We start from the raw sequence: 26635 nt of genomic DNA on the forward strand, positions 1-26635 counted from the left end.
GATCTCGAAGCCGCCGGGACGGCCCGGCGGCCGGCCGCTCCGGCCGGCCGGCCACCGGGCCCGGCGGTCACCGCTTCCAGAAGGGACGGCGCCGCTCCGGCTCGCTCAGCGCCTCCAGGGTCCGGACGGCCTGCCGCCACAGCACGTCCGCGTCCGCGCCGGGTCCCGCCGACGCCAGCTCCCCGGCCAGCGCCTCCAGCTCCGGATGGCCGCCGAGGAAGACGGCCAGGGCGGCCAGGCGGCTGCCCAGGTCGGACAGCAGGCGCAGCCGCTCGGCGGGCGGGAGGGACTCGGCGGCCCGCAGCCGCCGGAGCTCCTCGGCCAGTTGCGTGCGCAGGGCGTCGCCTGGCGCACCGGAGCCGGCCGGGACCCCGGCGGGGGAGGCGGGACGCGGGACGGACCGGGACCTCATCGGCGCGCGCGGGACGGGGGCTCCGCCCGGCGGCACGGGGAACGCGTCGCGGCCCGCGTCCGGGAACGCGCCGATCCCCGTGTCGGGGACCGGGCCGGCCTCCGTGTCCGGGAAGGCGTCCGGGAGCGCGCCGGGGAAGGCCTCCGGCAGGGCCCCGGCGGACCCGCCCGGCGCGCCCGCGCCGTACCCCGGAGCGGGGGAGGCGGGCGGTGCGCCGGGAGCGGCCGCCCGCGGGGCGGGCATGGGAGCAGGCATGGCCGCGTTCATGGTCGGGGGCATCGAGGCCAGGAGCATCGGCGCGGCCGCGGCCGCGGGCGTCTCCCAGCCGCGGGGCAGCTCCACCGGCTGGATCACCCGGTGCTCCGGGCCGCCCTCGGCGGCCACCCGGCTGTCGACCGCGACGAACGCGGTGAACCGGCAGAGCACGCCGTACTCCAGCGAGGTCGAGACGATCTCCTCCTCCAGCGAGCGGTCCCCGGCGGCGTAGCGGTCCTCCAGGTCGCGCAGCCGGGCGCGCGCCCAGATCGAGCGCACCGCGGGGTTGTGCGCGCGCGTCCCGGTGATCCGCCGCTCCCAGGGCCGCCCGGCGGCGTCCAGGCCGCGCAGGACCACGCTCGCGGAGGCCCCGGCCGCGCCCCGGTAGCGGCCGTGGACGGTCAGCGGCACGCCGGGGTAGACCGAGCCGAGGCGGCCGGTCGAGCCGGGGAGCGGGTCGAGGCCGTCTCCCGCCAGGGACAGGTCGGTGACCAGCGGCGCGCCGATCCTGCGGTGGATGTGCTCCATGGCCTCGTCCAGCCGGTCCTCCGACTCCACCAGCTCGCACCGGCCCGCGCCGAGCCCGGCCAGCCGGCCCAGGAAGCCCGCGTTGACGGCCTGGTCGATGCCGACCGTGTGCACCCGCACGCCGGCCAGCCGCCCCGCGGTCCGCTCCAGGATCCGGTCCTCGTCGCCCACCTGCCCGTCGGTGACCAGCACCAGCACCCGGTCCCGGGAGGAGTCGCCGAGCAGCGCGGCGGCGCGCTCCAGCGGCTCCACCATCTCGGTGCCGCCGCGCGCCTCCAGCCGGGCGAGGTACTCCACCGCCCGGTAGCGGTTGCGGTCGGTGGCCCGCACCAGCTCGCCGCCGCCCTCGCCGGGCCGCCCGGGGTGCTCCACCACGGTGTCGAAGGCGAGCACGGCGAACCGGTCGTCGCCGGTCAGCGTGTCGACGATGCGGGCGGCGGCGCGCCGGGCGGCGACCATCTTCCAGCCGGTCATGCTGCCCGAGCGGTCCAGCACCAGCACGACGTCCTTCGGCGCGGGCGCGGAGGGCCCCGGCTCCGGGACCACGGACAGCGCGAACGTGCCCTCGTCTCCGTCCCCCGGGCCGTCCGGGTCGGGGACGAGGGTCAGGGCGGTGGAGGCGTCGAAGTGCAGCCGCAGGACGAAGTCGCGGTCCAGCCGCTCACCGGGCGCCAGCCGTACGGTGCGGCCGTCCTGCAGGACGGTGTGCAGGCTGGAGCGGACCTCGCGCAGCTCCAGCCCGGCGGCGTCGACCGCGACCGCGAGCGAGAGCCGCACCGGGTGCGGGAAGCCGGGCAGCAGCACCGGCGGGGTGATGCGCGAGGCGTCGGGCACCGCGTCGGTGTCGGCGGCCCAGCCGTCGCCGGCCTGCCCGCCGTCGAGCGGGGTCCCGGGGATGTAGCGGGGGGCGACGACCAGCGGGAAGCGGAACGTCGCCGCGCCGTCCTCATAGGGGAGCGGCTGGTCGAGCGTGAGCCGTACGGTGACCCGCTCGCCCGGCACGATGTTGCCGACCCGGATGGTGAAGACGTCGGGCCGGTCCTCCTCGGCGATGGCCGCCCGCCGTCCCTCGGCGACCGCCCGGTCGTAGTCGGCCCTGGCCCGGCCGCGCTCCTTCAGCGCACCCTCGACGACGTGCCCGTCGGCCTCCATGCGGAAGGCCGTCACCGCGGCCCGGTCGGGCAGCGGGAAGACGTAGGTCGCCTCCAGCGCCACGTCGAAGGCGTTGCGGAAGCACTGCGTCACCGTCACCCCGGCGGCCAGGCCGGCGACCTCGGCGGCGACGTCCACGCTCTCCAGGGGCAGGTTGCCGCGCTCGGTGACGAGCGCGCCCAGGCCGGCGTCGGGGACCGGCTCGCACTCGTCCGGCCGCAGCGGGGTGATGGAGTTGATCGTCATGGCTTTCCTTCCGGAGAGGCGAGCCCACGCTCGCGCAGGACCGCCAGGAGCGTCTCGGACGCGGCGGCGATCCCGGCGAGGTCGTCGTGGGACGGGACACGGCTCGCGCCGTCGAGCAGGAGGGTCACGCCCGCGGCCAGCCGTACCGCGGGCACGGCCGAGGCGGCGGAGGGAACCGGGGGCGGGGAGGCGGGTGAGGGGGAGCCGGGCGTCCCGTTCCACGCCGGGGTGGGAGGGTCGGGCGGGCCGTTCCGTGCCGGGGCGGGGGGAACGGGCGGGCCGTTCCGTGCCGGGGCGGGCGGGCCGGTCCAGAAGCGCGGGCGGGCCTCGCGGGGCGCCGGGCTCCCGTCCGGGGAGGCGGGGAGGCGGGCGATCGCCTCCAGGGCCTGGTCGGTCGCCCCGGCGAGCTCGGCCTGGATCTCGGCGATGCTCCGGCCCTCGGCCTGCCGCCGCTTGACGGCGATCAGCTGGAGCAGGTGGCGCCTGCCGTACAGCGCGACGCGGCCCCGGCGGGCGGCCGGCGGGTCGAGCAGGCCGATCGTGGCGTACCACCGGACGAGGCGCTCGTTGGGCACGTCCCTGACCCGCCCGCCCTGGCGGGCGGCCGGGGGGAGGGCCGCCGAGGCGCGCTCCACCAGTTCGCCGATCGTCCATTCCATGCCCTCATAGTGACACTGCAATTATTACAGTGTCAACATAGGTCCGGTATCGGTGGGTATGGGCGGCTCTGGTTTGCAACGAGACAGACCGATACCGACAACGGAGGTACGTCCCATGGCCACCATCACCGGCCCGCTCCAGCCCGGTGACAAGAAGATCGTCGGAGAGGCCCTGCAGGGCGCGCTCATCGATCTCCTCGATCTCTCGCTCCTGGGCAAGCAGGCCCACTGGAATGTGATCGGCCGCAACTTCCGCCAGATCCACCTGCACCTGGACGAGATCGTGGGGTTCGCGCGGGCGCACGCCGACACCGTCGCCGAGCGGGCGGTGGCGCTCGACATCACGCCCGACGGCCGCGCGTCCGCCATCGCTGGCACCACGAAGGTGCCCCAGCTCGACTCCGGCTACCTGGACGTCGACAAGGTCGTCGCGGCGATGACGGACATCCTGGAGTCCATCGGCCGCAGGATGCGCGAGCGGGTCGACGCCACCGCCGAGGCCGACCCCGTCACCCAGGACATCTTCATCGCCGTCACCCAGGACGTGGAGAAGCACCACTGGATGATGCAGGCGCAGCGCTGAACGGCCCGCCCGGCCGCTGAGGCGGCGCCCCGGCGGGTGCTTTCCGCCAGGGCGCCCCGACGCGGTGCGCGAAGGCGTCCCGGCCCGGCGCCGGGGCGCCTTCGCGCGCCGCGATCCGCCGAGGGGCCGCAGGGGGGGGCGCGACCCGCCGGAGGAGGGGCGCGGCCGGTCGGCGATCAGAGCGGATCGGTCGAAACGCGTGCCTTCCGGGTTTCCGCAGAGTTTCAATCGGGACGGTGGCCGTGTTCACCCGGGTCCGGTCGACTGGCCCGCGTACCGTGAAGGCAGCGAGGAGGCGCCATGCTCCGCCGTACGTTGTTGCGCACCGGAGGACTGACCGCGGGTGCGGCGTTGACGGGATCCCTCTGGCAGGGGGCCGCGTGCGTGTCTGCGCGGGGGACGGGCCACTACGGGCCGCTCCGCGCGCCCGACGCGAACGGCGTCGCGCTGCCCGAGGGCTTCACCAGCAGGATCGTCGCCCGCACCGGCCGCAGGGTCGGCGGGATGCTCTGGCACGCGGCGCCCGACGGCGGGGCCTGCTTCCCCGACGGCGCCGGCTGGATCTACGTGTCCAACTCCGAGATCCCGCTGCTCGGCGGGGCCTCGGCGATCAGGTTCGGGGCCGGCGGCGAGATCCTCGGCGCCTACCGGATCCTCTCGGGCACCAACCTCAACTGCGCCGGCGGGCGCACGCCCTGGAACACCTGGCTGTCGTGCGAGGAGACCCTGCGGGGCCGCGTGTTCGAGTGCGACCCGTACGGTGGGCGCGCCGCGATGCCGCGCCTGGCCATGGGCCGGTTCAAGCACGAGGCCGCCGCCTGCGACCCCGACCGGCAGGTGGTCTACCTCACCGAGGACGAGCGGGACGGCTGCTTCTACCGGTTCCGGCCGGACGTGTGGGGCGACCTGACGGCCGGGCGGCTGGAGGTGCTCTGCGGGAACGGCGGCGGCGGGAAAGGCGGCGGCGGGGGCGCGATCACCGGGCCGGTGACCTGGGAGCGGGTGCCCAATCCCGCCGCGCCGCTGAAGGCGACCCGGCACCAGGTGGGGGCCGCCCTGCACTTCTCCGGCGGTGAGGGCTGCCACTACGACGGCGGGGTCTGCTTCTTCACCACCAAGGGCGACAACCGGGTGTGGGCCTACGACGCGGAGAACGGCCGCCTGGAGATCGCCTACGACGCCGCCTCCCCGCTGACCGGGGTGGACAACATCACCGGCACCCCCGCCGGAGACCTGTACGTGGCCGAGGACGGCGGGAACATGGAGATCAACCTGATCACCCCGGACCGGTTGGTCTCGCCGTTCCTCAGGGTCGACGGCCACGCCGGATCGGAGATCACCGGCCCGGCCTTCTCCCCGGACGGCCGCCGGCTGTACTTCTCCTCCCAGCGCGGCGCCCGGGGCGACTCCGCCGGGACCGACGGCGTCACCTACGAGGTCACCGGCCCGTTCCGCGGCTGAGCGTCCCGTTCCCGGCACCGCCCGGGACGGCCCGTCGCCGCCGGGGCGGTCGGGGACGGCCCGGGGGCGCTCCGTCGCCGCCGGCCGCCGGTGGCCTTCCCCCGGTCTCCGGGCCGCCCGTGGCCTTCTCCCGCCTCCGGGGCCGGGATGCGCCGGAGCGGTGGTGCGCGGGGAGATCCTCGCCCCGGAATCGGTCTGCGGCACGTCCGGGTCCGGGCCGGGCGGGATCGCCGGTCGCCGGCCGGGGGTAGGTGCCGGAGGCGGGGCGGGAACGCCAGAGCCCGCCTCCCCGCCTCCTCGCCGCGCTTCTCCGCGGCTCGCCCGCCTGACAGGGAGCAGACCCGTGACCGATGTGAGAGTCTCCGTCATCTACTACTCCTCGACCGGCACCGTCCACGCGATGGCCAGGCGGCTGGCGAGCGCCGCGGAGGAGGCGGGCGCGCGGGTCCGGCTCCGGCAGGTGCCCGAGCTGGCCCCGGAGGAGGCGATCGCCTCCAACGCGGCGTGGAGCCAGCACTTCGACGACACCAAGAACGAGCCGAAGGCCGTGCCCGACGACATCGTGGAGGCCGACGCGGTGCTGCTGGGCACGCCGACCCGCTACGGCAACGTCTCCAGCCAGCTCAAGCAGTTCATCGACACCCTCGGCCCCCAGTGGTCGCAGGGGATGCTGGCCGACAAGGTCTACGCCGGGTTCACCGCGACCATGACCGCGCACGGCGGCCAGGAGTCCACCCTGCTGGCCCTCTACAACACCATCTACCACTTCGGCGGGCTGGTGGTGGCGCCCGGCTACACGGACCCGTCGAAGTTCGCCGACGGCAACCCCTACGGCGTCTCCCACGTCACCGGCGGCACCAACAGCGACCCGCTGACCGACGTGCAGTACACGGCCCTGGACCACATGGCCAGGCGGGTGGTGACCATCGCCGGGCGGCTGAAGGCCGGAGCCGCGGGCTGACCCGTGGGACCCGCCGTGAGGTGACTGCGCTAAGGTCACGGACCGGTCAAGAGTCGATGACGGCGGGAGAATCATGGCGGAGATCGCATATGTCGGCGGATACACCCCGGACACCGGGGGGTCGGGCGCCGGGATCGTGCTGATGGAACTGGACGGCCTGGCCCGGCGCGGCGCGACGGCGGCCCCGGGGCCGTCCTTCCTCGCCGTCCACCCCCGCCTTCCCGTGCTCTACGCGGTGGGCGAGGCCGAGCGCGGCACCGTGGAGGTCTTCGCCCGGGGCGCGGACGGCGTGCCGTCGCCGCTGGCCAGCCGTTCCAGCGAGGGCTCGTTCCCCTGCCACCTGGCCGTGAACCCGGCGGGCACGCTGCTGGCGGTGGCCAACTACGGCGACGGCACGGTGAGCGTGCACGGCATCGACGAGGCGGGACTGCTCACCACCGTGCAGGCCTTCCCCTACCGCGAGGGCGCCCACGCCCACCAGGCGACCTTCGGCCCCGACGGCGTGCTGTACGTGACCGACCTGGGCGCCGACGAGGTCCGCCGCTTCACGGTCGAGGGCGGCCGCGAGGTCGCCCCGCACCCCGGCGGCCCGGTACGGCTCGCGGCCGGCATGGGGCCCCGGCACATGGCCCGGGCCGGGGACCGCTGGTACGTGGCCGGGGAACTGGACGGCACGGTCCGCGCCTACGACTCCGACTGGCGGGAGACCGCGGTCGCGGCGGCCAGCGGCACCGGAGCCGAGAACCATCCCTCCCACCTGGAGGTGTCCGGGCGGTTCGTCTACGTCGCCAACCGGGGGCCGGACACGATCGCGGTGCTGTCCGCGCCCGGTCTGGAGAAGGTCGCCGAGGTGCCCTGCGGGGGTGCCTGGCCGCGCCACTTCGCCGTCGCGCGCGGCCGGATGTACGTGGCCAACCAGAACTCCGGCGGCGTCGCCGTACTGCCGATGGAGGACGGGGTGCCGCAGCGGGCCGAGGCGGTCTTCGAGAGCGGCACGCCGTCGTGCGTGCTCCCGCTGCCGGGGAGGTGAGCGCCGCGGCCGCGGCCGCGGGGTGGGGGGCGGGCGAGCACCTGCCGGGGCGCGGGCGCCGCGACCGCCGGGCGACCGCTGGGAGTCCGCCGCGGACCCGGGGCGGACGGCGCGTGGACGCCGACCGCCGTTTGGTCTAGACCACTGGGCCGCTCTGGAGGCAGAATGCCATGCGTCGGCGTGGGAGATCCCCGCCGGTCGTGTCACCCCGCTTAGTCTGGCCTTATCACCTCGGAACCACCACCGGAGGATGCCATGCGTATTGGAGTGTTGACCGGGGGCGGCGACTGCCCCGGCCTGAACGCCGTTATCCGTGCCGTCGTGCGCAAGGGAGCGGGCGTCTACGGCCACGAGTTCGTCGGATTCCGGGACGGCTGGCGCGGCCCGCTGGAGGGCGACACCATGCCGCTGGACATCCAGGCGGTGCGGGGCATCCTGCCCCGGGGCGGCACGATCCTCGGCTCCTCGCGGACCAATCCGATCAAGATCGAGGGTGGCGTCGAGAAGATCAAGGACAACCTCGCGCAGACCGGGGTGGACGCCCTGATCGCCATCGGCGGCGAGGACACCCTCGGCGTCGCCACGCAGCTCTTCGAACGGGGCGTGAAGGTCGTCGGCGTGCCCAAGACGATCGACAACGACCTCAACGCCACCGACTACACCTTCGGCTTCGACACGGCCGTCAACATCGCCGTGGAGGCGATCGACCGGCTGCACACCACCGCCGAGTCCCACCACCGCGCGCTGATCTGCGAGGTCATGGGCCGCCACGCGGGCTGGATCGCGCTGCACGCCGGCATGGCCGCGGGCGCCAACGTCATCCTGATCCCGGAGAAGCCGTTCGACATCGACCGGGTCTGCGCCTACGTCGAGTCCCGCTTCAAGACCCGCTACGCGCCCATCATCGTGGTCGCCGAGGGCGCCCACCCCGTCGAGGGCCAGATGGCGCTGCAGACGGGCGAGCTCGACGCCTTCGGCCACGTCCGGCTGGGCGGCATCGGCGAGACGCTCGCCAAGGAGATCGAGAAGCGCACGGGCAAGGAGGCCCGCACCACCGTGCTGGGCCACATCCAGCGGGGCGGCACGCCCACGGCCTTCGACCGGGTGCTCGCCACCCGCTTCGGCCTGCAGGCCATCGACGCGGTGCACGACGGCGAGTTCGGCGTCATGGTCGCCCTGCAGGGCACGGACATCGTCCGCGTCCCCCTGCAGGAGGGCACCAAGGAGCTGAAGACGGTGCCGCCCGGCCGCTACGAGGAGGCCGAGGTCTTCTTCGGCTGAGTCCGCGTCCCGGCGCCGGGCCCCGTCCGGGCCCGCGGCGCCGGCCGGGCCTCACCGTCCGGAGGGGTCGAACAGCGACGGATCCTCCGGGCGGGGGGCGGCCCCGGTGCGCGGGAGGGCGGGGAAGCCCTCGGTCCGCGGGAGGGCGGGGAAACCCTCCGTGGCCCGGTCGTCCAGCCGGGCCATCACCTCGGCGTCCTCCCGCAGCTCCTGCTCGGAGGGGGACAGGACGACGCTCAGCAGCAGGCCCAGGGTGAGCAGGCCGACCAGCGCCAGCAGCGGCAGCAGGAAGTCGACGCCCTGCGCCCCGCCGACCGGGGCCGGGGACGCCGCCGGCTGCACGTCCATGGCGAACATGCCGGTGTAGTGCATGCCGCAGACCGCGACAGCCATGATCAGCGCAGCGCCGCCGGTGGCCGGGACGCCGCGCACCCGCAGGGTGAACCAGAGCGCCACGGTGGAGGCGGCGATCGCGATCGCCGCCGACGCGCCGACGAGCACCGGGTCGTAGGAGACGTGCGCGGGCATGTTCATCGCGGCCATGCCGAGATAGTGCATGCCGGCCACGCCTAGCCCGGTGAGCAGGCCGCCGCCGAGGAGTGCCGCGGTTCTCGGCCCGCCGTACGAGACCATGAAGAGGCCCGCGCCGACCACGGCGATCGCCAGGACGGCCGAGCCGACGGTGAGGGGCACGTCGTAGCGGATCTGCGCGCCGTCGACGGAGAAGCCCATCATGGCGACGAAGTGCATGACCCAGATGCCGGTGCCGCCGATGGACAGCGCGCCGCCGATCAGCCAGCGCGCCCGGGCGGGACCTCCGGCCGTCCGCGCCTTGGCGGTGAGCACGAGGCCGAGCATGCAGCCGACCCCCGACATGAGGTAGGCCAGTACAGGGGTCACCAGGCCGTAGGAGAAGTGGTCGACGTGAGACATGGTCCAGTTCTTTGCGAGAGGGAATTACCTCATTATTACCCTTAATGGACATATGTGATGGCTGAGAGGCTTAAGGGTCAATGGGGATGGAAGTCCCGTTCTGGCGGACGGTAGCGGTCTTCCGTGTCGCCTCCCTCGGCTACGCGGCGCTTCTGCTCGTCCGCGCCGGAGGCTACGAGCACCCGGCGGCCGCCTGGACTGTGATCGGAGTCATGGCGCTGTGGACCGCGGCGACGATCTTCGCCTACTCCGTCGAGGAGCTCCGCGGCCGGCCGCTGCTCGCCGCCGACATGCTCGTGACCGTCGGCTGCCTGCTGAGCACGCCCGCGATCCAGGGCCCGCACCAGCAGGGCAGCATGCCGATCACCGCCACCTGGATGGGCGGCGCCGTACTGGCCTGGGGCGTGCACGGCGGGCGCCGGGCCGGAGCCGCGGCCGCGGCGATCGTCTCGCTGGCCGACCTGTGGACGCGCGACGTGTTCGGCTCCGGCGCCGGGGACCTGCCGGTCAACGGAACCGTGCTGCTCTTCCTGGCGGGCGTGCTGGTCGGGCACGTGGCGCGGCTGGCCCGGCAGGCCGAGGCCCGCATGCAGCAGGCGATCGAGCTGGAGGCGGCGGGCCGGGAGCGCGAACGGCTCGCCCGCGGCATCCACGACTCCGTGCTCCAGGTGCTCGCGCTGGTCCAGCGGCGCGGCCTGCGGATCGGCGGGGAGGCGGCGGAGCTGGGCAGGCTCGCCGGAGAACAGGAGGCCGCCCTGCGAGAGCTGGTCAGGCTCCGTCCGGAGGCGCCCACGGCGGGCACCGCCGACCTGGGCGCCCTGCTGCGGGCGTACTCCTCGGGCACGGTCACCGTCTCCACCCCGGCCACCCCGCTGACGCTGCCCGCCCGGACCGCCGGGGAGATGGCCGCGGCGGCGGGGGCGGCCCTGGACAACGTCGTACGGCACTGCGGGGCGCGGGCCCCCGCCTGGGTCTTCGCCGAGGACGACGGCGGGACGGTCACCGTGACGGTCCGCGACGAGGGGCCGGGCATCCCCGCCGGCCTCCTGGAGCAGGCCGAGGCGGAGGGCCGCCTCGGCGTCGCCCAGTCGATCCGGGGCCGGATCGCCGACTTGGGCGGGACGGTCACCGTGGTGTCCGGGCCCGGGCGCGGCACCGAGATCGAGATGTCCGTCCCGGTCAGTCCGTCGGCGAGGGGCTGACCGGAGCGGTGGGCGAGGGGCTGACCGGCGCCCCGGGGGTGGGGTTGAGCGGAGAGGTCGGGGAGGGGGCCGCCGGGGCCGAGGGCCAGGGTGAGAGCGTGGCCCGCCACTCGGTGGCCGGCATCACCGGGACCTGGAGCCGGGCCGTCCCGGCCTGCTGGAAGCGCAGCTCCACGGGGACGAAGCCGCCGACGGACAGCTGCCTGCTCGCTCCCGTCAGCAGGGCCACGGGCACCGGGCCGGTGCCGACGGGCTGCCGGACCGGCAGGTCGACGCCGCCGCCGGGTATCTCCGCCCCGTGGAACACGCCCGGCGCGCTGATCGCGACGAGGCGGTCGGGGGCGGTCCGGTTGTTGATCAGGACCATGTGCAGCGGGGCCCCGGCCCCGGAGGCCAGCGCCTTCCCGGTGGAGTCGCCCACGAGGATCACGTTCCTGATCGCGATGCCGTCCTGGAAGCCGTTCCCGCCGTCGTTCGGGGCCATCTCCTCCTGGCCGATCTCCGGCGCGAGCCGTTCGTTGCCGCAGGAACAGGCGGTCAGGGCCAGCGCGGCCACCAGCAACATCCTGAAGCGTCTCGTCATGTCACTCCTCCCGGCTCGTCCGGATCCATCTCCGTCTTCCGTGGAGGGATATCCCGCCCGCGAGCCATTTTTTCGCCATCCGCCCGGCTTCCGGGGATCCCCGGTCCCACCGGTCCGGCGGGACCGGGGCGGGACGGCGGTCCCGTGCGGTAATACGCTGGCCGGATGCGGGTGATGGTGGTGGACGACCACCCGATGTGGCGGGACGCGGTGGCGCGGGATCTGGCCGAGGCGGGATACGAGGTGGTGGCCGCGGTCGGCGAGGGCCGGCAGGCGCTCCGGGTGGCCGCGGCCGTACGGCCCGAGGTGGTCGTGCTGGACCTGCAGCTGCCCGACCTGTCCGGGGTGGAGGTGGCCCGGGGGCTGGCGGCGGCGGCGGACGCGCCGCCCCGGGTGCTGGTGCTGTCGGCCAGCGGCGAGCAGGACGACGTGCTGGAGGCGGTCAAGGCCGGCGCGTCCGGCTACCTGCTGAAGTCGTCGAGCCGCGAGGAGTTCCTCGACGCCGTCCGGCGCACCGCCGAGGGCGACGCGGTGTTCACCCCCGGACTGGCCGGCCTGGTCCTGGGGGAGTACCGCCGGCTGGCCGCCCGGCCCGTCCCGGCGGAGGGGCCGCGCCTGACCGAGCGGGAGACCGAGGTGCTGCGCCTGGTGGCCAAGGGGCTGTCCTACCGGCAGATCGCCGAGCGGCTCGTGCTGTCCCACCGGACCGTGCAGAACCACGTCCAGAACACGTTGAACAAGCTCCAGCTCCACAACCGCGTCGAACTCGTCCGCTACGCCATCGAGCAGGGCCTCGACGGGTCGTAGGCGGGACTAAAGTGGCCCCGGTGCGGTGTTGCCTGTTGACGGCCGCCCGCGACACCCGGCGGTCGCCCCACGACCCTTCCCCCGACGCTCCACCGGAGGTTCCACCATGGCCGTGTCCGCACTGGGCGAGCCCTGCGTTCTGCTCAAGCTGGGCGAGGTCGTCCTGAAGGGAAACAACCGAGAGGTCTTCGAGCAGCGGTTGCAGGCCAACATCAAGGCGGCCCTGAAGGAGTTCGGCTTCAAGGTGGACGTGCGGCAGCGCCACGGCGTCATCGCGCTGTTCCTGCCGGAGGGGACGAGCGCCGAGACCGCCGACGCGGTCGCCGAGCGGGTCGCCTACGTGCCGGGCCTGGTCTGGATCCACCGGGCCTGGCGGGTCGCCAAGGACCCGGACGCGGTCCTCAAGGCCGCGATCGAGCTGCTCGCCGACCGCGAGGACGTCAAGCGCGGGGTCTCCTTCGCGGTGCGCTCCCGCCGCCGCGACAAGCGCTTCCCGCTGACCTCGATGCAGCTCGACCGCACCGTCGGCGGCGAGCTCAACGACATCTACGGCCTCCCGGTGGACCTGAAGAACCCCGAGCTGGTCGTCTCCATCGAGGTGGACCGCGACGAGGTCTTCGTGCACACCGACGGGCTGCCCGGCCAGGGCGGCCTGCCGGTCGGCACCAGCGGGCGCGGCCTGGTCCTGATGTCCGGCGGCATCGACTCCCCGGTCGCCGCCTACCGGATGATGCGCCGCGGCCTGCGGGTGGACTTCCTGCACTTCTCCGGCATCCCCTTCACCACCTCCGAGTCCATCTACAAGGCGTACGCGCTGGTGCGCGCCCTGGACAAGTTCCAGGGCAGGTCCCGCCTGTGGGTGGTGCCGTTCGGCAAGGCGCAGCAGTCCATCAAGGCCTCCGGCCAGGACCGCCTGGCGGTCATCGCCCAGCGCCGCCTGATGCTGAAGACCGCCGAGGAGGTCGCCCACCGCCTCCGCGCCGGGGCGCTGGTCACCGGCGACTCCTTGGGCCAGGTCTCCTCCCAGACGCTGCAGAACATCACCGCCCAGGACGACGCGGTCGACCTGCCGATCCTGCGCCCGCTGATCGGCCTCGACAAGACCGAGATCATGGCGGAGGCCCGCCGCATCGGCACCCTGGCGATCTCCGAGCTCCCGGACGAGGACTGCTGCACCCTGCTGGCGCCCCGCCGGGCCGAGACGGCGGCCAAGATCGCCGACCTGAAGCAGATCGAGAAGCGCCTCGACGCCGAGGAGCTCGCCGTGCAGCTGGCCGACTCCCTGCAGGAGTACAAACTGGAGGGCTGAGGGCCCCGCCCCCGCCGTCAGTCGACCTTGAAGGGGTCGTGCTCGGCCAGGAGCCTCTCCAGGCGGGCCTGGTCGACCCGGGTGGTGACGTCGGAGAGCTCCTGGCGGTCGCGCACGCACTTGGCCAGGGTGAAGGTCGAGGTCACGACGTAGAGGACGCCGATGGACAGGAAGGCGCGGACCCAGGTGTCCACCGGGAGGTAGGCCAGGCCGATGGCGACGGCCGAGACGGACACACCGAAGGACAGCACCGCCTGGACGTAGAAGGCGCCGGTGTTCTTGGGCTGGATCGCTTTCGTCATGCCGTCCAGGGTCCGGCTCCGGGAGGGGGCCGCGCGTCCGTGCGGATACTCAGTCGCCCGTGAGTCGTCCACGGGTCGTTCATGAGTACGTGCGGCGGTCCGCGCCGCGGCGCCGCGAGGGGCGGAAGGCGTCGGACGGCCCTTCGCGCGCAGGGCGAGGCCCCGTCCGCACCGGACGGGGCCTCGCCTGCGCGCCTTATGGAGAACCGGCGGTCTACCACAGACCGCCGTAGAGACCGCCTCCGGTGCCGGTGCACAGGTTGGTGCTGGCGGCACCCTGCGGGCCCGCCGCCGACTGGTTGGCGTTGTAGTAGGAGTTGCCGCCGTAACCGCCGAAACCGAAGCCGCCGTAGCCACAGCCACCGGTCTGGTAGCCGCCGGCCAGGGCGGCGGAGGCGGCGGAGAGCACCAGCGTGGCCGCGGCGGCACCGGTGAGCGCGATGCGAGACAAGGTCTTGCTCATGGAACTGGGTTTCCTTTCTCCGTCCGGCCCGTCACGGGCCGGGACTCGATCGTCTCCGGCTCCCTCCTGGCCGCCTCTCGGCGGGGACGGAGCCGGTCCCGGAACCTCAATACCCGTCACTCGCACTTTGAACACATATAGTCACCAATCAGCTACTAATAGTGAACAAGTATCGCGAGTGATGAAAAATCACCTCGTCCAGCGGATCGTCCGCCTCAGTCGCCGCTCCGCCTCGGTCGCCGCTCCGCCTACCTGTCGGTCAGGCGGAGGCCGGGCCGGTCGGGCGGGTCAGGCGGGTCAGGCGGAGGCCAGGGCGTCGCCGACCGCGCTCTTGCCCAGCAGGGGCGGGAGCTGGCGCATCACCCGGGCGAGCTCCCGCAGGTCCCCGTTGACCAGGGCCTGGGGACCGTCGCACAGAGCCTGCTCCGGGTGCGGGTGGACGTCGATGATCACTCCGTCGGAGCCGACCGCGATGGCGGCGCGGGTGAGCGGCAGGACCAGGTCGCGGCGGCCGCCGGAGTGGGACGGGTCGACGATGACCGGCAGGTGCGACAGGCGCTGGGCGACCGGGACGGCGGAGACGTCCAGGGTGTTGCGGGTGGCGGTCTCGAAGGTGCGGATCCCGCGCTCGCACAGCACGATGTCCAGGTTGCCGCGCTGGGCGATGTACTCGGCGGCCATCAGCCACTCCTCGATGGTGGCGTTCATGCCGCGCTTGAGCATGACGGGCTTGCCGACCCCGCCCACGGCCTGGAGCAGTGCGAAGTTCTGCGCGTTGCGGGTGCCGATCTGCAGCATGTCCGCGTAGGAGGCGACCAGGTCGACGTCGTGGGCGTCGACGACCTCGGTGACGATCGGCAGCCCGGTCGCGGTGCGCACGTCGGCGAGGATGCGCAGCCCTTCCTCGCCCAGGCCCTGGAAGGCGTAGGGGGAGGTGCGCGGCTTGTAGGCGCCGCCGCGCAGTAGGGTGGCCCCGGCGGCCTTGGCCATCTCGGCGGCTTCCAGCGTCTGCTGCGGGGTCTCCACCGCGCACGGACCGGCGATCAGCGTCACGGTGCCCGGCCCGATCGGCACGCCGCCGACGCGGACCGTGGAGCGCTCCGGATGGTTGTCGCGGCTGACCAGCTTGTACGGCGCGGTCACCCGCATCACGTCCGCCACTCCCCGCATGCTGCGCAGATTCAGCGCACCGAACTGGGCGACGTCGCCGACCAGGCCGATGATCGTACGGTTCACGCCCCGGCTGACGAACGCGCTGCCGCCCGCCGCGGTGATGACCTCAACGATCGTCTCGATGTCTTCCCGGGTGGCCTCGGGGGCCATGACGATGACCATGTCTCTCCTTGTCGTGAGCGGCCGGGGTGAGCGGCCTGCGGGAAAACGAAAAGGCCCCGGGTCCGAAATCCGGACCCGGGGCCTTCGCGTTCGCCTGGCTGTCAGCGCAGCATCTGGAGGCGAACGGTCCGACCCACGGGTCCGTCGCCATACCAAAACCAGAACACGGTACGCATCGCCGGAATGCTAGCGCACCCGCGCCCACGCAGGCGCTCCCGTCTCATCTGGCGGAACGCGTGTTCCCGCGGCGCCCGGCGCCCGGGCAAAGAGGGAGCCGCCCGTCCGCCGGGAAACGGGCGGTGGCAGGATTGCCCCGTGCCAACGGGGAAACGGCGAGGGGAGTGATGGTGGATCGGACCCAGGATCCGCTGGAGGAGGACCGCCTGCCCCCCGGGCAGTACGTCCCCAGAGGGCGTCCGGTGATCCACTACGGCAGGGTGCCGACCTTCCGCCCGGCGACGTGGGAGTTGCAGGTCATGGGGGCGACCGCGTCGGGCGAACCGCACCGCTTCTCCTGGGAGCGCTTCTCCGAACTGCCCCGCACGACGGTCCTGGCGGACTTCCACTGCGTCACCAAGTTCTCGATCATGGGCAACGAGTGGTCCGGGGTGTCCGCGGCCACGCTGCTGGAGATCGCCCCGCCCGCGCCCGCGGCCGGGCACGTGATGATCTGGGGCGAGTACGGCTACAGCGCCAACGTCAGGATGAGCGACTTCGCGCGGGAGCACACCCTGCTGGCGACGGAGCTGGACGGCAAGCCCCTCTCGCCGGAGCGCGGCTACCCGGTCCGGGCGGTCGTCCCGCACCTGTACGCGTGGAAGAGCGTCAAGTGGGTGCGCGCCGTGGAGTACATGGTGGAGGACCGGCGCGGCTTCTGGGAGGAGCGCGGTTACCACAACATCGCCGACCCGTGGCGGGAGCAGCGCTACTCGTACCAGGAGGAACCGGGCGAAGGCCCGCCCTGACCGGAGGCCGGGCCGGGCCGACGGACCCCGGTCCTCCGCGGTCCCGCGCCTCCCCGGAACACGGCCGGGATGACGCGTTGTAGCCGGATCTTTACCCATTGCTCGCCGTATCGCTTGCGGTCCCGGTGCCCAGTGGGCAACGTGTGGGCCATGTTGCGCGTCTTGGCCGTCGATGACGAGATCCCCGCCCTGGCGGAGCTGGCCCGCCTGCTCCGCCAGGATCCCCGCATCGAGCACGTCTCCACCGCCTCCGGCGGCGTCCGAGCGCTCCAGGACATGGTCGCGATGATCGGCGCGGGGGAGCGGCTGGACGGCCTCTTCCTGGAGATCCGGATGGCCGGCCTCGACGGCCTGGACCTGGCCAGGCTCGTCGCCGGGTTTCCCCGGCCGCCCCGCCTGGTCTTCGTCACCGCCCACGAGGAGTGCGCCGTGCAGGCGTTCGACCTGGAGGCGGTGGACTACGTGCTCAAGCCGGTGCGCGCCGACCGGCTGGCGGAGGCCGTCCGGCGGCTGGAGGCCGCGCTGCCGGCGGCGGCCGCGCCCGCGCCGGGTCCGGAGGACGTCATCCCGGTCGAACTCGGCGGGCGGACCCGGTTCGTCCCCCGGCAGTCGGTCTGGTTCGCCGAAGCCAGGGGAGACTACGTGCGGCTGCACACCGTCGACGGCAGCTACCTGATCCGCATGTCGCTGGCCGCGCTGGAGCGGCGCTGGTCCGGTGCGGGGTTCATCCGCATCCACCGCAGCACGCTGGTGTCGGCGCGGCACGTCAAGGAGATGCGCTTCGACGGAGGCAGGGCGGTGCTCCAGGTCGGCACCGAGACGCTGCCGATCAGCCGCCGCCACACCCGGCAGGTCCGCGAGCAGCTGGTCCGCCAGTTCCAGGGCCGGCCTCCGGCCGCCGGGACATGAGCCGGTGATGGTGGGTGTGGAGTCTTCCGGCGGTGCGGGGAACCGTTCGTCGTAGGCCGATGACCGCTCGTCGTGTCGCCACTCTCCGCACACCGATAACTACACACCGTTCAACGCGCTGCTCGGAAAGCCGGTTTCCCCTGATCAGGCGCCCCCATAGTGTTCCTGCATCGGAGAGCCGATCCACCCGGCCAGGGGGGACGGAGCCGCAGGGCTCACAGGATCTGGCGGGTGGAGTTCCGGGTGGGCGGCGGTGGACGGCCGCCCGGCCGCCGGACCCTGAAACCCGGGGGGGAGGGTCCGGCGGTCTCCGGTGTGAGGGGGACGCCCGCGACGACTCGCGGGCCGAGACGTGATCCGGCCCCACGGGGGCGGCCGGATCGCGGGCCGGGCGTCCGTCGCATCCCCGGCGGCGGGGTGTCCCGGCGCCGCCGGGGCGCGTGCCGTCGCCGGACCGCGGAGGGCCGGCGGGGCGCAGGGCACCGCCGGACGGCAGCGGGCCCCGGACGGCGGAGGGCCGGGGCCGCGGAGCGACCGGGGAACGCCCCGCAGCGGCCGGGGATCGCGGGCCGGGAGCCGTCAGAGCTCGTCGCGGAGCTTCTTCAGCAGCTCGATGTCCTCGCGGTGCTTGTCGGCGCCGCCGGGGGTCTCGATGCAGAGCGGGATCCCGGCGGCGGCCGGGTGGCGCATCAGCTCGGCGAACGCCGCGGCGCCGATGTGGCCCGCGCCGATGTTCTCGTGCCGGTCCTTCTTGGAACCGCACACGTCCTTGGAGTCGTTGGCGTGGATCAGCCGGAGCCGTCCCGGCGCGACTGAGTGCAGGCAGTCGAGGGTCTCGCGCACCCCCTCCGCGGTCGACAGGTCGTGGCCGGCGGCGAAGGCGTGGCAGGTATCCAGGCAGACGCCGGCCTTCGGGTGCCAGTCGAGCGCCGCCAGGTAGGGCTCGAGCTCCTGGACGGTCGCGCAGAGCATGCCGCCCTGCCCGGCCATCGGCTCCAGCAGCAGGTCGGGGCCGTCATCGGGGAGCTCCTCCAGGAGCGGGAGCAGGTGCTCGCGCAGCTGGCGCAGGGCTTCGTCGCGGGTCTGGCTCACCGCCGACCCGGTGTGCACGACCAGTCCTCTGGCGCCGATGGCCGCGCTGCGCAGCAGGCCGTGCCGTACGGTCGCCACCGACTTCTCCAGGGTGTCGGCGCTGGGCGTGCCGAGGTTGACGAGGTAGGGGGCGTGCACGAAGGTCACCGTGCCCGACGCGCGGAGCAGCTCGTCCTGGGCCGGGTCGCCCGCGGCCAGGGCCCAGCCGCGGGGGTTGGTGACGAACACCTGGATCATCTCGGCGCCGATGTCCGCGGCGGACCGCAGTCCGCCCTTGGCCAGGCCTCCGGTGACGGAGACGTGCCCGCCGATGAGGGAGAGAGAAGTCATGATGCCGCCCAGTCTAGGCGCTGACCGCGACGGTTCCGGGAAGGGTGACGGGAGTGGACGGTCGCAGCGCGAGAGCGGATCCCTGGACGTGCCCGTTGGCAGCATCTGCCGCGGAGCCGGGCGCCTCTGGTCAGGATCCGCCGAAGAGGCATGCCGGGGCCGGTGTGTGTACTGCTGCCATGCCGAACACGGGACCGGACACGGGGCCGGGCACAGGTCCGCGTGCGGAGCCGGGAACGGGGCCGGGCACGGGACCGGGCACGGGACCGGACGGGGGATCCCCGGCGGGACTGGCCGGATTCAACGCGCTCGGCGCCGCCGAGGCGGAGGCCGGGCTGCTGGCGTGCTGCGCCTCGCCGGTCTTCGCCCGCGCCGTCGCCGCGGGGCGCCCCTACCGGGACCTCGCCGGGCTGACCGCGGCGGCGGGCGCGGCCGTACGGGAACTGGACTGGCCGCAGGTGCTCCGGGCGCTGGCCGCGCACCCGCGGATCGGTGAGCGCGCCGCCGGGACCGGCCGGGAGTCCGCCTGGTCGCGCCGCGAGCAGTCCGGCACGGCCGGGGCCGGGCGGGAGGTGCTCGACGCGCTCGCCGAGGGCAACCGCCGCTACGAGGAGCGCTTCGGCCACGTCTACCTGGTCTGCGCCACCGGCCTGTCGGCCGCGGAGCTGCTCGAGCGCCTGCGGGGAAGGCTGGCCTGCGACGAGGAGACCGAGCGCCGGACCGTCCGGACCGAACTGGAGAAGATCACCCTGCTGCGGCTGGCGGGACTGCTGGGGGAGGAGCCATGAGCCTGTCCACGCACGTGCTCGACGCGGCGGTCGGCCGCCCCGCCGAGGGCGTCGCCGTACGGCTGCTGGCGGACGACGGGACACTCCTCGCGGAGGGGAGCACCGACGCCGACGGCCGGATCACCGGGTGGCGGACGGGGCCGGGCGTGCACCGGCTGGTCTTCGGCACCGGCGCCTACTTCGCCGCGCGCGGCACGGACTCCTTCCACCCGGAGGTCTGCGTGGCCTTCCGGGTCGACGACCCGGACGAGCACCACCACGTGCCGCTGCTGCTGAGCCCGTTCGCCTACTCGACCTACCGGGGGAGCTAGCGTGACCGTCGTCCTCGGCCCCAACCGCTACGGCAAGGCGGAGACCCGCCTGGTCCGCGTCACCCGCGACGGCGGCGTCCACCACCTCAAGGACCTCAACGTCAGCACGGCGCTCTCCGGCGACATGGAGGACGCCCACCTGACCGGGGACAACTCCGCGGTGCTCCCGACCGACACGCAGAAGAACACCGTCTACGCCTTCGCCCGCAGGCACGGGGTGGACCAGATCGAGGAGTTCGCGCTCCTGCTGGCCCGGCACCACGTCGGCTCCCAGCCGTCGATCCGGCACGCCCGGGTGGAGATCGAGGAGTACTCCTGGGATCGGATCACGCCCGCGGGCGACCCCGGAGACCGGCGGCACTCCTTCGTCCGCTCGGGCGCCGGGGTGCGCACCTGCGTCGTCCACCACGACGCCGACGGCCGCACCACCGTGGTCTCCGGCCTGGCGGACCTGACGGTCATGAACACGACCGGTTCGGAGTTCCACGGGTTCGCCCGCGACGAGTACACCACCCTGGCGCCCGCCACCGACCGGATCCTGGCCACCGCCGTGACGGCGCGCTGGCGGCACGCCTCGCCGGACCCGCCCCCCGGCGGCTCCTACGCGGAGTCCCACGCCGAGGTACGGCGCTGCCTGCTGGAGGCGTTCGCGCAGACGCACAGCCTCTCCCTCCAGCAGACCCTCTACGCGATGGGCAGGAGGGCGCTGGAGACCCGCCCGGAGATCTGCGAGGTACGGCTCGCGCTGCCCAACCGGCACCACTTCCCGGTGGACCTGGAGCCGTTCGGGCTGGACAACCCCGGGGAGGTCTTCTACGCCGCCGACCGCCCCTACGGGCTGATCGAGGGCGCGGTCCTGTCCGAGGGCGCCCCCGGCGCCGGCTTCGCGTGGGACTGACGGAGGTGACGGCGATGGACTTCCTGCGGCCCCGGAGCTGGGCGGAGGCGCTGGCGGCCAAGGCGGAGCGGCCGGAGGCGCTGCCCGTCCAGGGCGGCACCGACGTGATGGTCGAGATCAACTTCGCCGTCCGCCGCCCGGAGGCGCTCCTGGACCTGAACCGGGTCGCCGAGCTCACCGCATGGTCCGCCGAGGAGGACGGCCGGCTCCGGGTCGGCGCGGGCGTGCCGTACACGCGGCTGATCGACGAGCTCGGCGACCGGCTGCCGGGCCTGGCGCAGGCCGCGCGGACGGTCGGCTCGCCGCAGATCCGCAACCGGGGCACCGTGGGCGGCAACCTGGGGGCGGCCTCCCCCGCCGGGGACGGCCACCCGCCGCTGCTGGCCGCGGACGCGGTGGTCGAGGTCGAGTCCGCCGCCCGCGGCGTGCGGATGATCCCGGTGGCGGAGTTCTACCTGGGGGTCAAGCGCAGCGCGCTGGAGCCCGACGAGCTGATCCGGGCGTTCTGGGCGCACCCGGCCACCGGGCCCCAGTACTTCTCCAAGGTGGGCACCCGCAACGCGATGGTGATCGCGGTCTGCTCGTTCGCCCTGGTGCTCCGCCCCGGTGAGCGGCGGGTGGGCACCGGCGTCGGCTCGGCCGCCCCGACGCCCCGCCGGGCCGCGGCCGCCGAGGAGTTCCTGGCCGCCGAGCTCGACTGGGACGGGCCGCTCGACGAGGCCGTGCTCGTCCGCTTCGGCGAGCTGGTGGCCGGGGCGGCCGCCCCGATCGACGACGTACGCGGCACCGCCGCCTACCGCCGGCACGCCCTGTCCGTGCTGGCCCGCCGCACCCTGACCTGGGCCTGGAACGACCTGCGGGCCGCGGGCCCCGAGAGGAGGACCGGCTGATGCGCGTCACCTTCACCGTGAACGGCCGCCGCCGGACGGCCGACGACGTCTGGGAGGGCGAGAGCCTGCTGTACGTCCTGCGCGAGCGCCTGGGCCTGCCCGGCTCCAAGAACGCCTGCGAGCAGGGCGAGTGCGGCTCCTGCACGGTCTACCTCGACGGCGTGACCGTCTGCGCCTGCCTGGTCGCGGCCGGCCAGGCCGAGGGCCGCGAGGTCCGCACCGTCGAGGGGCTCGCCGACGGCGACCGGCTCGACGAGGTCCAGCGGGCCTTCGTCGAGTGCGGCGCCGTCCAGTGCGGGTTCTGCACCCCCGGCCTCGTCGTCCAGGCGCACGACCTGATCGAGCGGACCGGGCGCCCCTCCGACCCGGAGATCCGCGAGGCCCTCGCCGGCAACCTGTGCCGGTGCACCGGCTACGAGAAGATCCTCGACGCGGTGCGGCTCGCCGCGGCCCGCAGGGCCGAGCGCGGGGAGGCCCGCCGGTGAGCCCGGCGGCGGCTCCCGCGCCCGGCGGCGCGGGCCGGAGCGCGGGTACGGGTGCGGGCCGGAGCGCGGGCCGGGGCATCGGTACAGGCGTGAGCAGGGGCGCGGGTACGGGCGTAGGCGGAGGAGGGCGGCGCGGGGGCACCGTCCTGATCGAGAACGCGTACATCGCCCCGGTGACCGGCGAGGAGATCCCCCGGGGGTACATCAGGATCGACGGCGACCGGATCACCGCCCTCGGCCCCGGCCCGGCCCCGGCGATGAGCGCCACGCAGGGGGTGGAGTGGATCGACGGGAGCGGCTGCCTGGCCACCCCGGGCCTGGTCAACACCCACCACCACCTCTACCAGTGGGCCAGCCAGGGGCTCGCCCAGGACGCCGCGCTCTTCGACTGGCTGGTGGCGCTCTACCCGGTCTGGGCGGCGATGGACGCCGAGGTCGTGCACGGCGCGGCGGGCGCCGGGCTGGGCTTCCTCGCCCTGTCCGGCTGCACCACCTCCTCCGACCACCACTACGTCTTCCCGAAGGGCCGCGGCGACCTGCTCGCCGCGGAGATCGAGGCGGCCCGCGAGGTGGGCGTGCGCTTCCACCCCGCGCGCGGCTCGATGGACCGGGGCCGCTCGGCGGGCGGCCTGCCGCCGGACAGCGTGGTCGAGCGGCTCGACGACATCCTCACCGCCACGGCCGAGGCGATCGACGCCCACCACGACCCGTCCTTCTCGTCGAAGCTGCGCATCGCGGTCGCGCCCTGCTCGCCGTTCTCCGTCAGCGCCGACCTGATGACCGAGGCCGCCGCGCTGGCCCGGGACAAGGGCGTGCGCCTGCACACCCACCTCGCCGAGACCCTGGACGAGGAGGAGCACTGCCTGGCGCAGCTGGGGCTGCGCCCGGTCGGCTACCTGGAGCGGCTCGGCTGGCTCGGCCCGGACGTGTGGGTCGCCCACGCGGTGCACCTCGGCGACGCCGACATCGACGTCTTCGCGCAGACCGGCACCGGCTCGGCGCACTGCCCCAGCTCCAACGGCCGCCTCGGCGCGGGCGTCGCGCGGGTGGCGGAGATGCTCCGGCGCGGCGCCGTCGTCGGCCTCGGCGTGGACGGCAGCGCCTCCGCCGAGCTGACCTCGATGTCCGGCGAGATGCGCCAGGCCCTGCTCCTGCAGCGGGCGCGGTACGGTCCCGCCGCGCTGACCACCCGCCAGGCCCTGGAGATCGCCACCCTCGGCGGCGCGCGCAACCTCGGCCGCGAGGCCGAGATCGGCTCGCTGGAGCCGGGCAAGCTCGCCGACGTCGCGCTCTGGCGGACGGACACCCCCTTCGCCTCGGCCGTGGCCGACCCGGTCGCCGCCCTCGTCCTCGGCGCCCGGCAGCCGCCGCTGGCCCGGCTGCTGGTGGGCGGGGAGACGATCGTGGCGGACGACGAGCTGCGCACCGTCGCCCAGGACGAACTCGGCCGGGCGGGAGGCGCCGCCCACCGCCGCCTCATGCGCCTGGCCGGGGAGCAGGGGCTCGCGACCGCCGGGGAGGTCGGACCTCCGCCGGGACAAATGTGATGATGGTGCTCCACATCACCGGATCCGGGCGTGCGGCCCTGCCCGCTCGCACCGGGCAGGGCCGCACGCCCTGTGATTCTCCACCAGGGAGCAAGGTTGTCTGAGCCGTCGGGGCACATCGTCATCGCCCCGGACAAGTTCAAGGGATCGCTGACCGGAGCCGAGGTCGCCGCCCGCGTCGCGGCGGGTCTGCGCCGGTCCGACCCGGAGGTCGCCGTGGTCGCGCTGCCGGTGGCCGACGGCGGCGACGGGACCGTCGACGCCGTCGTGGCCTGCGGGTTCGAGCGCGTGGAGGTCCAGGTGACCGGGCCGGTCGGCGAACCGGTCCAGGCCGCCTACGCCTGGCACCCGTCCGGCACGGCGGCCGGGCCCGATCCGTCCGGCCCGGCCGGGCCGGGGGTGCCCACGGCGGTGATCGAGCTGGCCGAGGCCTCCGGGCTCCGGCGCCTGCCGCCCGCCGAGACGCCCGCCGAGGTCCCGGCAGGGGTTCCGGCCGGGAGTACGCCCGCCGGGACCTCCTCCGGGGAGACGCCGGGATCGCCCGGACCGGCGGGCCCGGCCGCGCACGGCGGGGTCAGGCTCGCCCCGCTCACCGCGACCAGCCGCGGCACCGGCGAGCTCATCGCGCACGCCGTACGGCGCGGCGCCCGCCGGATCGTCCTCGGCCTGGGCGGCAGCGCCTGCACCGACGGCGGCGCCGGGATGATGGCGGCGCTCGGCGTGCGCTTCCTGGACGCGGACGGCCGGGAACTGCCGCCCGGCGGAGCCGCCCTGCGGGACCTGGCGCGGATCGACACCTCCGGGCTCGTGCCGCTGGACGGCGTGGAGTTCGTGGTGGCCTGCGACGTGGACAACCCGCTGCTCGGCCCGTACGGCGCCGCCGCCGTCTACGCGCCGCAGAAGGGCGCCACCGGCGAGGAGGTGAGGCTGCTGGAGGCCGCACTGGCCCGTCTGGCCGCCGTCGCCGCGCACACCCACGGCCTGACCGGCGCGATCGAGCACGACGGCGTCGTCCGGCCGATGGGCGTCGCCGCGCAGCCGGGGGCCGGGGCCGCCGGAGGCGTGGGCTTCGCCGCCGTCGCCTTCCTGCGGGCCGACATCCGCCCCGGCATCGAGTACCTGCTCGACCTGCTCGGCTTCCGGCGGCGGCTCGGCGGGGCGCGCCTGGTGGTCACCGGGGAGGGCTCGCTGGACGAGCAGACCCTGCGCGGCAAGGCGCCGGCCGGGGTCGCCGCCGCCGCGGGCCTGGCGGGCGTCCCGGTCGTCGCGGTCTGCGGCCGCCGCGCTCTCGGCGACGACGAGCTGCACAGGGCCGGCATCCGGGCGGCCTACGCCCTCACGGACGTCGAGCCCGACCCGGAGCGCTGCATGGCCGAGGCGGGCCCGCTGCTCGAACGCCTCACCGCCAAGCTGGCCGCCGACTGGCTCTGACCGCCCCGACCGGCCCGACCCACCCCGAACCGGCCACCCCGTCCGAACCGGCCACCCCGTCCGAACCGGCCGGTCCGGTCCGGACCGGACCGGGCCGGTCCGGGTGGATCGGGCCGGACCGTCCGACCGCTCCGCCCCGGGACCCGCTGGAGGACACCCGTGCACGATCTGGTCATCACCTCCCGCCGGGCGGTGCTGCCCGACGGGGAGCGGCCCGCGGCGGTGGCCGTACGGGACGGCGGGATCACCGGGGTGCACGACCCCGGCGCCGCCCCGGAGGCGGCCGAGCGGGTCGACCTGGGAGACGTCGCGCTGCTGCCGGGACTCGTCGACACCCACGTGCACGTCAACGAGCCCGGCCGCACGCACTGGGAGGGTTTCGCCACCGCGACCCGGGCCGCCGCCGCGGGCGGGGTGACCACGATCGTGGACATGCCGCTCAACTCGCTGCCGCCCACCGTGGACCCGGCCGCGCTGGCGGCCAAGCGGCGGGCCGCGGCCGGGCGGTGCGCGGTCGACGTCGGCTTCTGGGGCGGGGCGGTCCCCGGCAACCTCGGCCGGCTGCGCCCCCTGCACGAGGCCGGGGTCCGCGGCTTCAAGTGCTTCCTGTCCCCGTCGGGAGTGGAGGAGTTCCCGCCGCTGGACGCCGCCGGGCTCCGGGCCGCGCTGGCGGAGGCCGCCTCCTTCGGCGGACTGGTGATCGTGCACGCGGAGGCCCCGGAGCTGCTCACCGAGCCCGCCGGGCCCGCCTACCCGGAGTTCCTCGCCTCCCGGCCGGGCGAGGCCGAGCGCCGCGCGGTCGAGCTGGTGATCCGGCTGGCGCGGGAGACCGGCGCGCGGGCGCACATCCTGCACGTGTCGTCCGCGCTCTGCCTGGAGCCGCTGGCCCGGGCCCGGCGGGCCGGGGTCGGGATCACCGCCGAGACCTGCCCGCACTACCTCACCCTGGCCGCGGAGCAGGTGCCGGAGGGCGACACCGCGTTCAAGTGCTGCCCGCCGATCCGCTCCGGGGAGAACCGGGACGCGCTCTGGCGGGGGCTGGCCGACGGGGTGCTGGACTGCGTCGTCTCCGACCACTCGCCCTCCGCCCCCGACCTGAAGGTGCCCGACTTCGCCGCCGCCTGGGGCGGGATCTCCTCCCTGCAGCTGGGGCTCGCGGCGGTGTGGACGGAGGCGTCCCGGCGCGGCCACGGCCTGGGCGACGTGGTCCGCTGGATGGCCCGCAACCCCGCGGCACTGGCCGGGCTGGACGGCAAGGGCGCCATCGCGGCGGGGGCCGACGCCGACCTGGTCGCCTTCGACCCCGGCGCGAGCCGCACCGTGGACGCCTCGGCCCTGCATCACCGGCACCCGGTCACGCCGTACCACGGCAGGACGCTCCGGGGGGTCGTCCGCACCACCTGGCTGCGCGGCCGGCTCGCGGACGGGACGCCCCTGGGCAGGCTGCTGTGACCGGCGGGCCCTACCGGGACCGCGCACCCGGCCGT

The 26635-nt window shown here is 74.7% G+C and carries 26 protein-coding genes; 18 read left to right on the forward strand and 8 right to left on the reverse strand.

From position 1 onward, the window contains the following. Nucleotides 1-67: 67 nt before the first annotated feature. Both IEZ07_RS01615 and IEZ07_RS01620 read right to left on the reverse strand, forming a co-directional pair. Nucleotides 68-2593: a VIT domain-containing protein gene (locus IEZ07_RS01615; RefSeq protein ID WP_191893140.1), complete on the reverse strand. Its 2526-nt coding sequence runs from the start codon at nucleotides 2591-2593 to the stop codon at nucleotides 68-70. Next, entirely contained in the window at nucleotides 2590-3252 is a 663-nt protein-coding gene (locus IEZ07_RS01620) for a helix-turn-helix domain-containing protein (protein WP_191893141.1), read from the reverse strand. The genes IEZ07_RS01615 and IEZ07_RS01620 overlap by 4 nt, the downstream gene beginning before the upstream one ends. 115 nt (nucleotides 3253-3367) lie before the next feature. On the opposite strand from IEZ07_RS01620, the gene IEZ07_RS01625 reads away from it, so the two are divergent. The 5 genes from IEZ07_RS01625 (at nucleotide 3368) to IEZ07_RS01645 (ending at nucleotide 8568) form a co-directional block, all read left to right on the forward strand. Then, on the forward strand, nucleotides 3368-3835 hold the full coding sequence (locus tag IEZ07_RS01625; RefSeq protein WP_191893142.1) for a Dps family protein: 468 nt from the start codon (nucleotides 3368-3370) through the stop codon (nucleotides 3833-3835). Nucleotides 3836-4135: 300 nt separating this feature from the next. Further along, the gene (locus IEZ07_RS01630; RefSeq protein ID WP_191893143.1) at nucleotides 4136-5296 is read left to right on the forward strand and encodes an alkaline phosphatase PhoX; all 1161 of its coding nucleotides are present in this window, start codon (nucleotides 4136-4138) and stop codon (nucleotides 5294-5296) included. A 343-nt stretch (nucleotides 5297-5639) separates the two neighbouring features. Beyond that, nucleotides 5640-6257 carry an NAD(P)H:quinone oxidoreductase gene (gene wrbA, locus IEZ07_RS01635; protein ID WP_191893144.1) on the forward strand — a complete coding sequence of 206 codons (618 nt, stop codon included), beginning with the start codon at nucleotides 5640-5642 and terminating at the stop codon, nucleotides 6255-6257. Nucleotides 6258-6330: 73 nt separating this feature from the next. Continuing rightward, nucleotides 6331-7287 (forward strand): lactonase family protein, encoded by a 957-nt coding sequence (locus tag IEZ07_RS01640; RefSeq protein ID WP_191893145.1) that lies wholly within the window; start codon nucleotides 6331-6333, stop codon nucleotides 7285-7287. A gap of 255 nt (nucleotides 7288-7542) precedes the next feature. Then, on the forward strand, nucleotides 7543-8568 hold the full coding sequence (locus IEZ07_RS01645; RefSeq protein WP_068894232.1) for a 6-phosphofructokinase: 1026 nt from the start codon (nucleotides 7543-7545) through the stop codon (nucleotides 8566-8568). 51 nt (nucleotides 8569-8619) lie between these two features. On the opposite strand, the gene IEZ07_RS01650 is transcribed toward IEZ07_RS01645, so the two are convergent. After that, the gene (locus IEZ07_RS01650) at nucleotides 8620-9501 is read right to left on the reverse strand and encodes an MHYT domain-containing protein (protein WP_191893146.1); all 882 of its coding nucleotides are present in this window, start codon (nucleotides 9499-9501) and stop codon (nucleotides 8620-8622) included. Nucleotides 9502-9587: 86 nt separating this feature from the next. Between IEZ07_RS01650 and macS the strand changes: the two genes are divergently transcribed. Continuing rightward, complete coding sequence (gene macS, locus IEZ07_RS01655; protein WP_307729003.1) at nucleotides 9588-10703, forward strand: MacS family sensor histidine kinase; 1116 nt, start codon at nucleotides 9588-9590, stop codon at nucleotides 10701-10703. Here the strand turns inward: macS and IEZ07_RS01660 are convergent. After that, nucleotides 10681-11286: a hypothetical protein gene (locus IEZ07_RS01660; RefSeq protein ID WP_191893148.1), complete on the reverse strand. Its 606-nt coding sequence runs from the start codon at nucleotides 11284-11286 to the stop codon at nucleotides 10681-10683. The genes macS and IEZ07_RS01660 overlap by 23 nt on opposite strands. Before the next feature lie 174 nt (nucleotides 11287-11460). Between IEZ07_RS01660 and IEZ07_RS01665 the strand changes: the two genes are divergently transcribed. Both IEZ07_RS01665 and thiI read left to right on the forward strand, forming a co-directional pair. Next, entirely contained in the window at nucleotides 11461-12093 is a 633-nt protein-coding gene (locus IEZ07_RS01665) for a response regulator (protein ID WP_204054213.1), read from the forward strand. Nucleotides 12094-12199: 106 nt separating this feature from the next. Next, nucleotides 12200-13402, forward strand: a complete 1203-nt coding sequence (gene thiI, locus IEZ07_RS01670; RefSeq protein ID WP_068894228.1) for a tRNA uracil 4-sulfurtransferase ThiI — start codon at nucleotides 12200-12202, stop codon at nucleotides 13400-13402. A gap of 17 nt (nucleotides 13403-13419) precedes the next feature. On the opposite strand, the gene IEZ07_RS01675 is transcribed toward thiI, so the two are convergent. From IEZ07_RS01675 to aroF, 3 genes are all read right to left on the reverse strand, one after another. After that, complete coding sequence (locus IEZ07_RS01675; protein WP_068894227.1) at nucleotides 13420-13704, reverse strand: YiaA/YiaB family inner membrane protein; 285 nt, start codon at nucleotides 13702-13704, stop codon at nucleotides 13420-13422. Between the two features lie 214 nt (nucleotides 13705-13918). Then, a complete protein-coding gene (locus IEZ07_RS01680; RefSeq protein WP_068894226.1) occupies nucleotides 13919-14167 on the reverse strand; it encodes a hypothetical protein in 249 nt (82 codons plus the stop codon). A gap of 297 nt (nucleotides 14168-14464) precedes the next feature. Continuing rightward, nucleotides 14465-15502, reverse strand: coding sequence for a 3-deoxy-7-phosphoheptulonate synthase (gene aroF, locus IEZ07_RS01685; RefSeq protein WP_191893150.1), 1038 nt, complete (start codon nucleotides 15500-15502; stop codon nucleotides 14465-14467). A 344-nt stretch (nucleotides 15503-15846) separates the two neighbouring features. Here aroF and IEZ07_RS01690 point away from each other — a divergent pair, with 344 nt between their 5' ends. After that, nucleotides 15847-16467 (forward strand): sulfite oxidase-like oxidoreductase, encoded by a 621-nt coding sequence (locus IEZ07_RS01690; protein ID WP_191893151.1) that lies wholly within the window; start codon nucleotides 15847-15849, stop codon nucleotides 16465-16467. Nucleotides 16468-16617: 150 nt separating this feature from the next. Beyond that, a complete protein-coding gene (locus IEZ07_RS01695; RefSeq protein ID WP_191893152.1) occupies nucleotides 16618-17376 on the forward strand; it encodes a LytR/AlgR family response regulator transcription factor in 759 nt (252 codons plus the stop codon). A gap of 579 nt (nucleotides 17377-17955) precedes the next feature. On the opposite strand, the gene IEZ07_RS01700 is transcribed toward IEZ07_RS01695, so the two are convergent. After that, a complete protein-coding gene (locus IEZ07_RS01700; protein ID WP_191893153.1) occupies nucleotides 17956-18798 on the reverse strand; it encodes a deoxyribonuclease IV in 843 nt (280 codons plus the stop codon). 179 nt (nucleotides 18799-18977) lie between these two features. Between IEZ07_RS01700 and uraD the strand changes: the two genes are divergently transcribed. From uraD to allB, 8 genes are all read left to right on the forward strand, one after another. Next, nucleotides 18978-19586: a 2-oxo-4-hydroxy-4-carboxy-5-ureidoimidazoline decarboxylase gene (uraD, locus tag IEZ07_RS01705; RefSeq protein WP_191893154.1), complete on the forward strand. Its 609-nt coding sequence runs from the start codon at nucleotides 18978-18980 to the stop codon at nucleotides 19584-19586. Beyond that, the gene (gene uraH / locus IEZ07_RS01710; protein ID WP_068894223.1) at nucleotides 19583-19897 is read left to right on the forward strand and encodes a hydroxyisourate hydrolase; all 315 of its coding nucleotides are present in this window, start codon (nucleotides 19583-19585) and stop codon (nucleotides 19895-19897) included. The genes uraD and uraH overlap by 4 nt, the downstream gene beginning before the upstream one ends. A gap of 1 nt (nucleotide 19898) precedes the next feature. Next, on the forward strand, nucleotides 19899-20795 hold the full coding sequence (pucL, locus tag IEZ07_RS01715) for a factor-independent urate hydroxylase (RefSeq protein ID WP_191893155.1): 897 nt from the start codon (nucleotides 19899-19901) through the stop codon (nucleotides 20793-20795). A 14-nt stretch (nucleotides 20796-20809) separates the two neighbouring features. Continuing rightward, nucleotides 20810-21685, forward strand: coding sequence for an FAD binding domain-containing protein (locus tag IEZ07_RS01720; protein WP_191893156.1), 876 nt, complete (start codon nucleotides 20810-20812; stop codon nucleotides 21683-21685). Continuing rightward, complete coding sequence (locus IEZ07_RS01725; RefSeq protein ID WP_191893157.1) at nucleotides 21685-22170, forward strand: (2Fe-2S)-binding protein; 486 nt, start codon at nucleotides 21685-21687, stop codon at nucleotides 22168-22170. The genes IEZ07_RS01720 and IEZ07_RS01725 overlap by 1 nt, the downstream gene beginning before the upstream one ends. 89 nt (nucleotides 22171-22259) lie before the next feature. Continuing rightward, nucleotides 22260-23717, forward strand: a complete 1458-nt coding sequence (locus tag IEZ07_RS01730; RefSeq protein ID WP_239319278.1) for an 8-oxoguanine deaminase — start codon at nucleotides 22260-22262, stop codon at nucleotides 23715-23717. 96 nt (nucleotides 23718-23813) lie between these two features. After that, complete coding sequence (locus IEZ07_RS01735; protein WP_191893158.1) at nucleotides 23814-25148, forward strand: glycerate kinase; 1335 nt, start codon at nucleotides 23814-23816, stop codon at nucleotides 25146-25148. 159 nt (nucleotides 25149-25307) lie between these two features. Beyond that, nucleotides 25308-26600, forward strand: a complete 1293-nt coding sequence (gene allB / locus IEZ07_RS01740) for an allantoinase AllB (protein WP_191893159.1) — start codon at nucleotides 25308-25310, stop codon at nucleotides 26598-26600. Nucleotides 26601-26635: the final 35 nt, after the last annotated feature.

The sequence above is a fragment of the Planomonospora parontospora genome, from assembly GCA_014647935.1.
In the GTDB taxonomy this organism is placed as follows: Bacteria; Actinomycetota; Actinomycetes; order Streptosporangiales; family Streptosporangiaceae; genus Planomonospora; species Planomonospora parontospora.

Bases quoted from the DNA above. Each gene is read 5' to 3' on its own strand.
- IEZ07_RS01615 (WP_191893140.1), bottom strand. From the start codon at position 2,593: ATGACGATCAACTCCATCACCCCGCTGCGGCCGGACGAGTGCGAGCCG.
- IEZ07_RS01620 (WP_191893141.1), bottom strand. From the start codon at position 3,252: ATGGAATGGACGATCGGCGAACTGGTGGAGCGCGCCTCGGCGGCCCTC.
- IEZ07_RS01625 (WP_191893142.1), top strand. From the start codon at position 3,368: ATGGCCACCATCACCGGCCCGCTCCAGCCCGGTGACAAGAAGATCGTC.
- IEZ07_RS01630 (WP_191893143.1), top strand. From the start codon at position 4,136: ATGCTCCGCCGTACGTTGTTGCGCACCGGAGGACTGACCGCGGGTGCG.
- IEZ07_RS01640 (WP_191893145.1), top strand. From the start codon at position 6,331: ATGGCGGAGATCGCATATGTCGGCGGATACACCCCGGACACCGGGGGG.
- IEZ07_RS01645 (WP_068894232.1), top strand. From the start codon at position 7,543: ATGCGTATTGGAGTGTTGACCGGGGGCGGCGACTGCCCCGGCCTGAAC.
- IEZ07_RS01650 (WP_191893146.1), bottom strand. From the start codon at position 9,501: ATGTCTCACGTCGACCACTTCTCCTACGGCCTGGTGACCCCTGTACTG.
- macS (WP_307729003.1), top strand. From the start codon at position 9,588: ATGGAAGTCCCGTTCTGGCGGACGGTAGCGGTCTTCCGTGTCGCCTCC.
- IEZ07_RS01660 (WP_191893148.1), bottom strand. From the start codon at position 11,286: ATGACGAGACGCTTCAGGATGTTGCTGGTGGCCGCGCTGGCCCTGACC.
- IEZ07_RS01665 (WP_204054213.1), top strand. From the start codon at position 11,461: ATGGTGGTGGACGACCACCCGATGTGGCGGGACGCGGTGGCGCGGGAT.
- thiI (WP_068894228.1), top strand. From the start codon at position 12,200: ATGGCCGTGTCCGCACTGGGCGAGCCCTGCGTTCTGCTCAAGCTGGGC.
- IEZ07_RS01675 (WP_068894227.1), bottom strand. From the start codon at position 13,704: ATGACGAAAGCGATCCAGCCCAAGAACACCGGCGCCTTCTACGTCCAG.
- IEZ07_RS01680 (WP_068894226.1), bottom strand. From the start codon at position 14,167: ATGAGCAAGACCTTGTCTCGCATCGCGCTCACCGGTGCCGCCGCGGCC.
- aroF (WP_191893150.1), bottom strand. From the start codon at position 15,502: ATGGTCATCGTCATGGCCCCCGAGGCCACCCGGGAAGACATCGAGACG.
- IEZ07_RS01690 (WP_191893151.1), top strand. From the start codon at position 15,847: ATGGTGGATCGGACCCAGGATCCGCTGGAGGAGGACCGCCTGCCCCCC.
- IEZ07_RS01695 (WP_191893152.1), top strand. From the start codon at position 16,618: ATGTTGCGCGTCTTGGCCGTCGATGACGAGATCCCCGCCCTGGCGGAG.
- IEZ07_RS01700 (WP_191893153.1), bottom strand. From the start codon at position 18,798: ATGACTTCTCTCTCCCTCATCGGCGGGCACGTCTCCGTCACCGGAGGC.
- uraD (WP_191893154.1), top strand. From the start codon at position 18,978: ATGCCGAACACGGGACCGGACACGGGGCCGGGCACAGGTCCGCGTGCG.
- uraH (WP_068894223.1), top strand. From the start codon at position 19,583: ATGAGCCTGTCCACGCACGTGCTCGACGCGGCGGTCGGCCGCCCCGCC.
- IEZ07_RS01720 (WP_191893156.1), top strand. From the start codon at position 20,810: ATGGACTTCCTGCGGCCCCGGAGCTGGGCGGAGGCGCTGGCGGCCAAG.
- IEZ07_RS01725 (WP_191893157.1), top strand. From the start codon at position 21,685: ATGCGCGTCACCTTCACCGTGAACGGCCGCCGCCGGACGGCCGACGAC.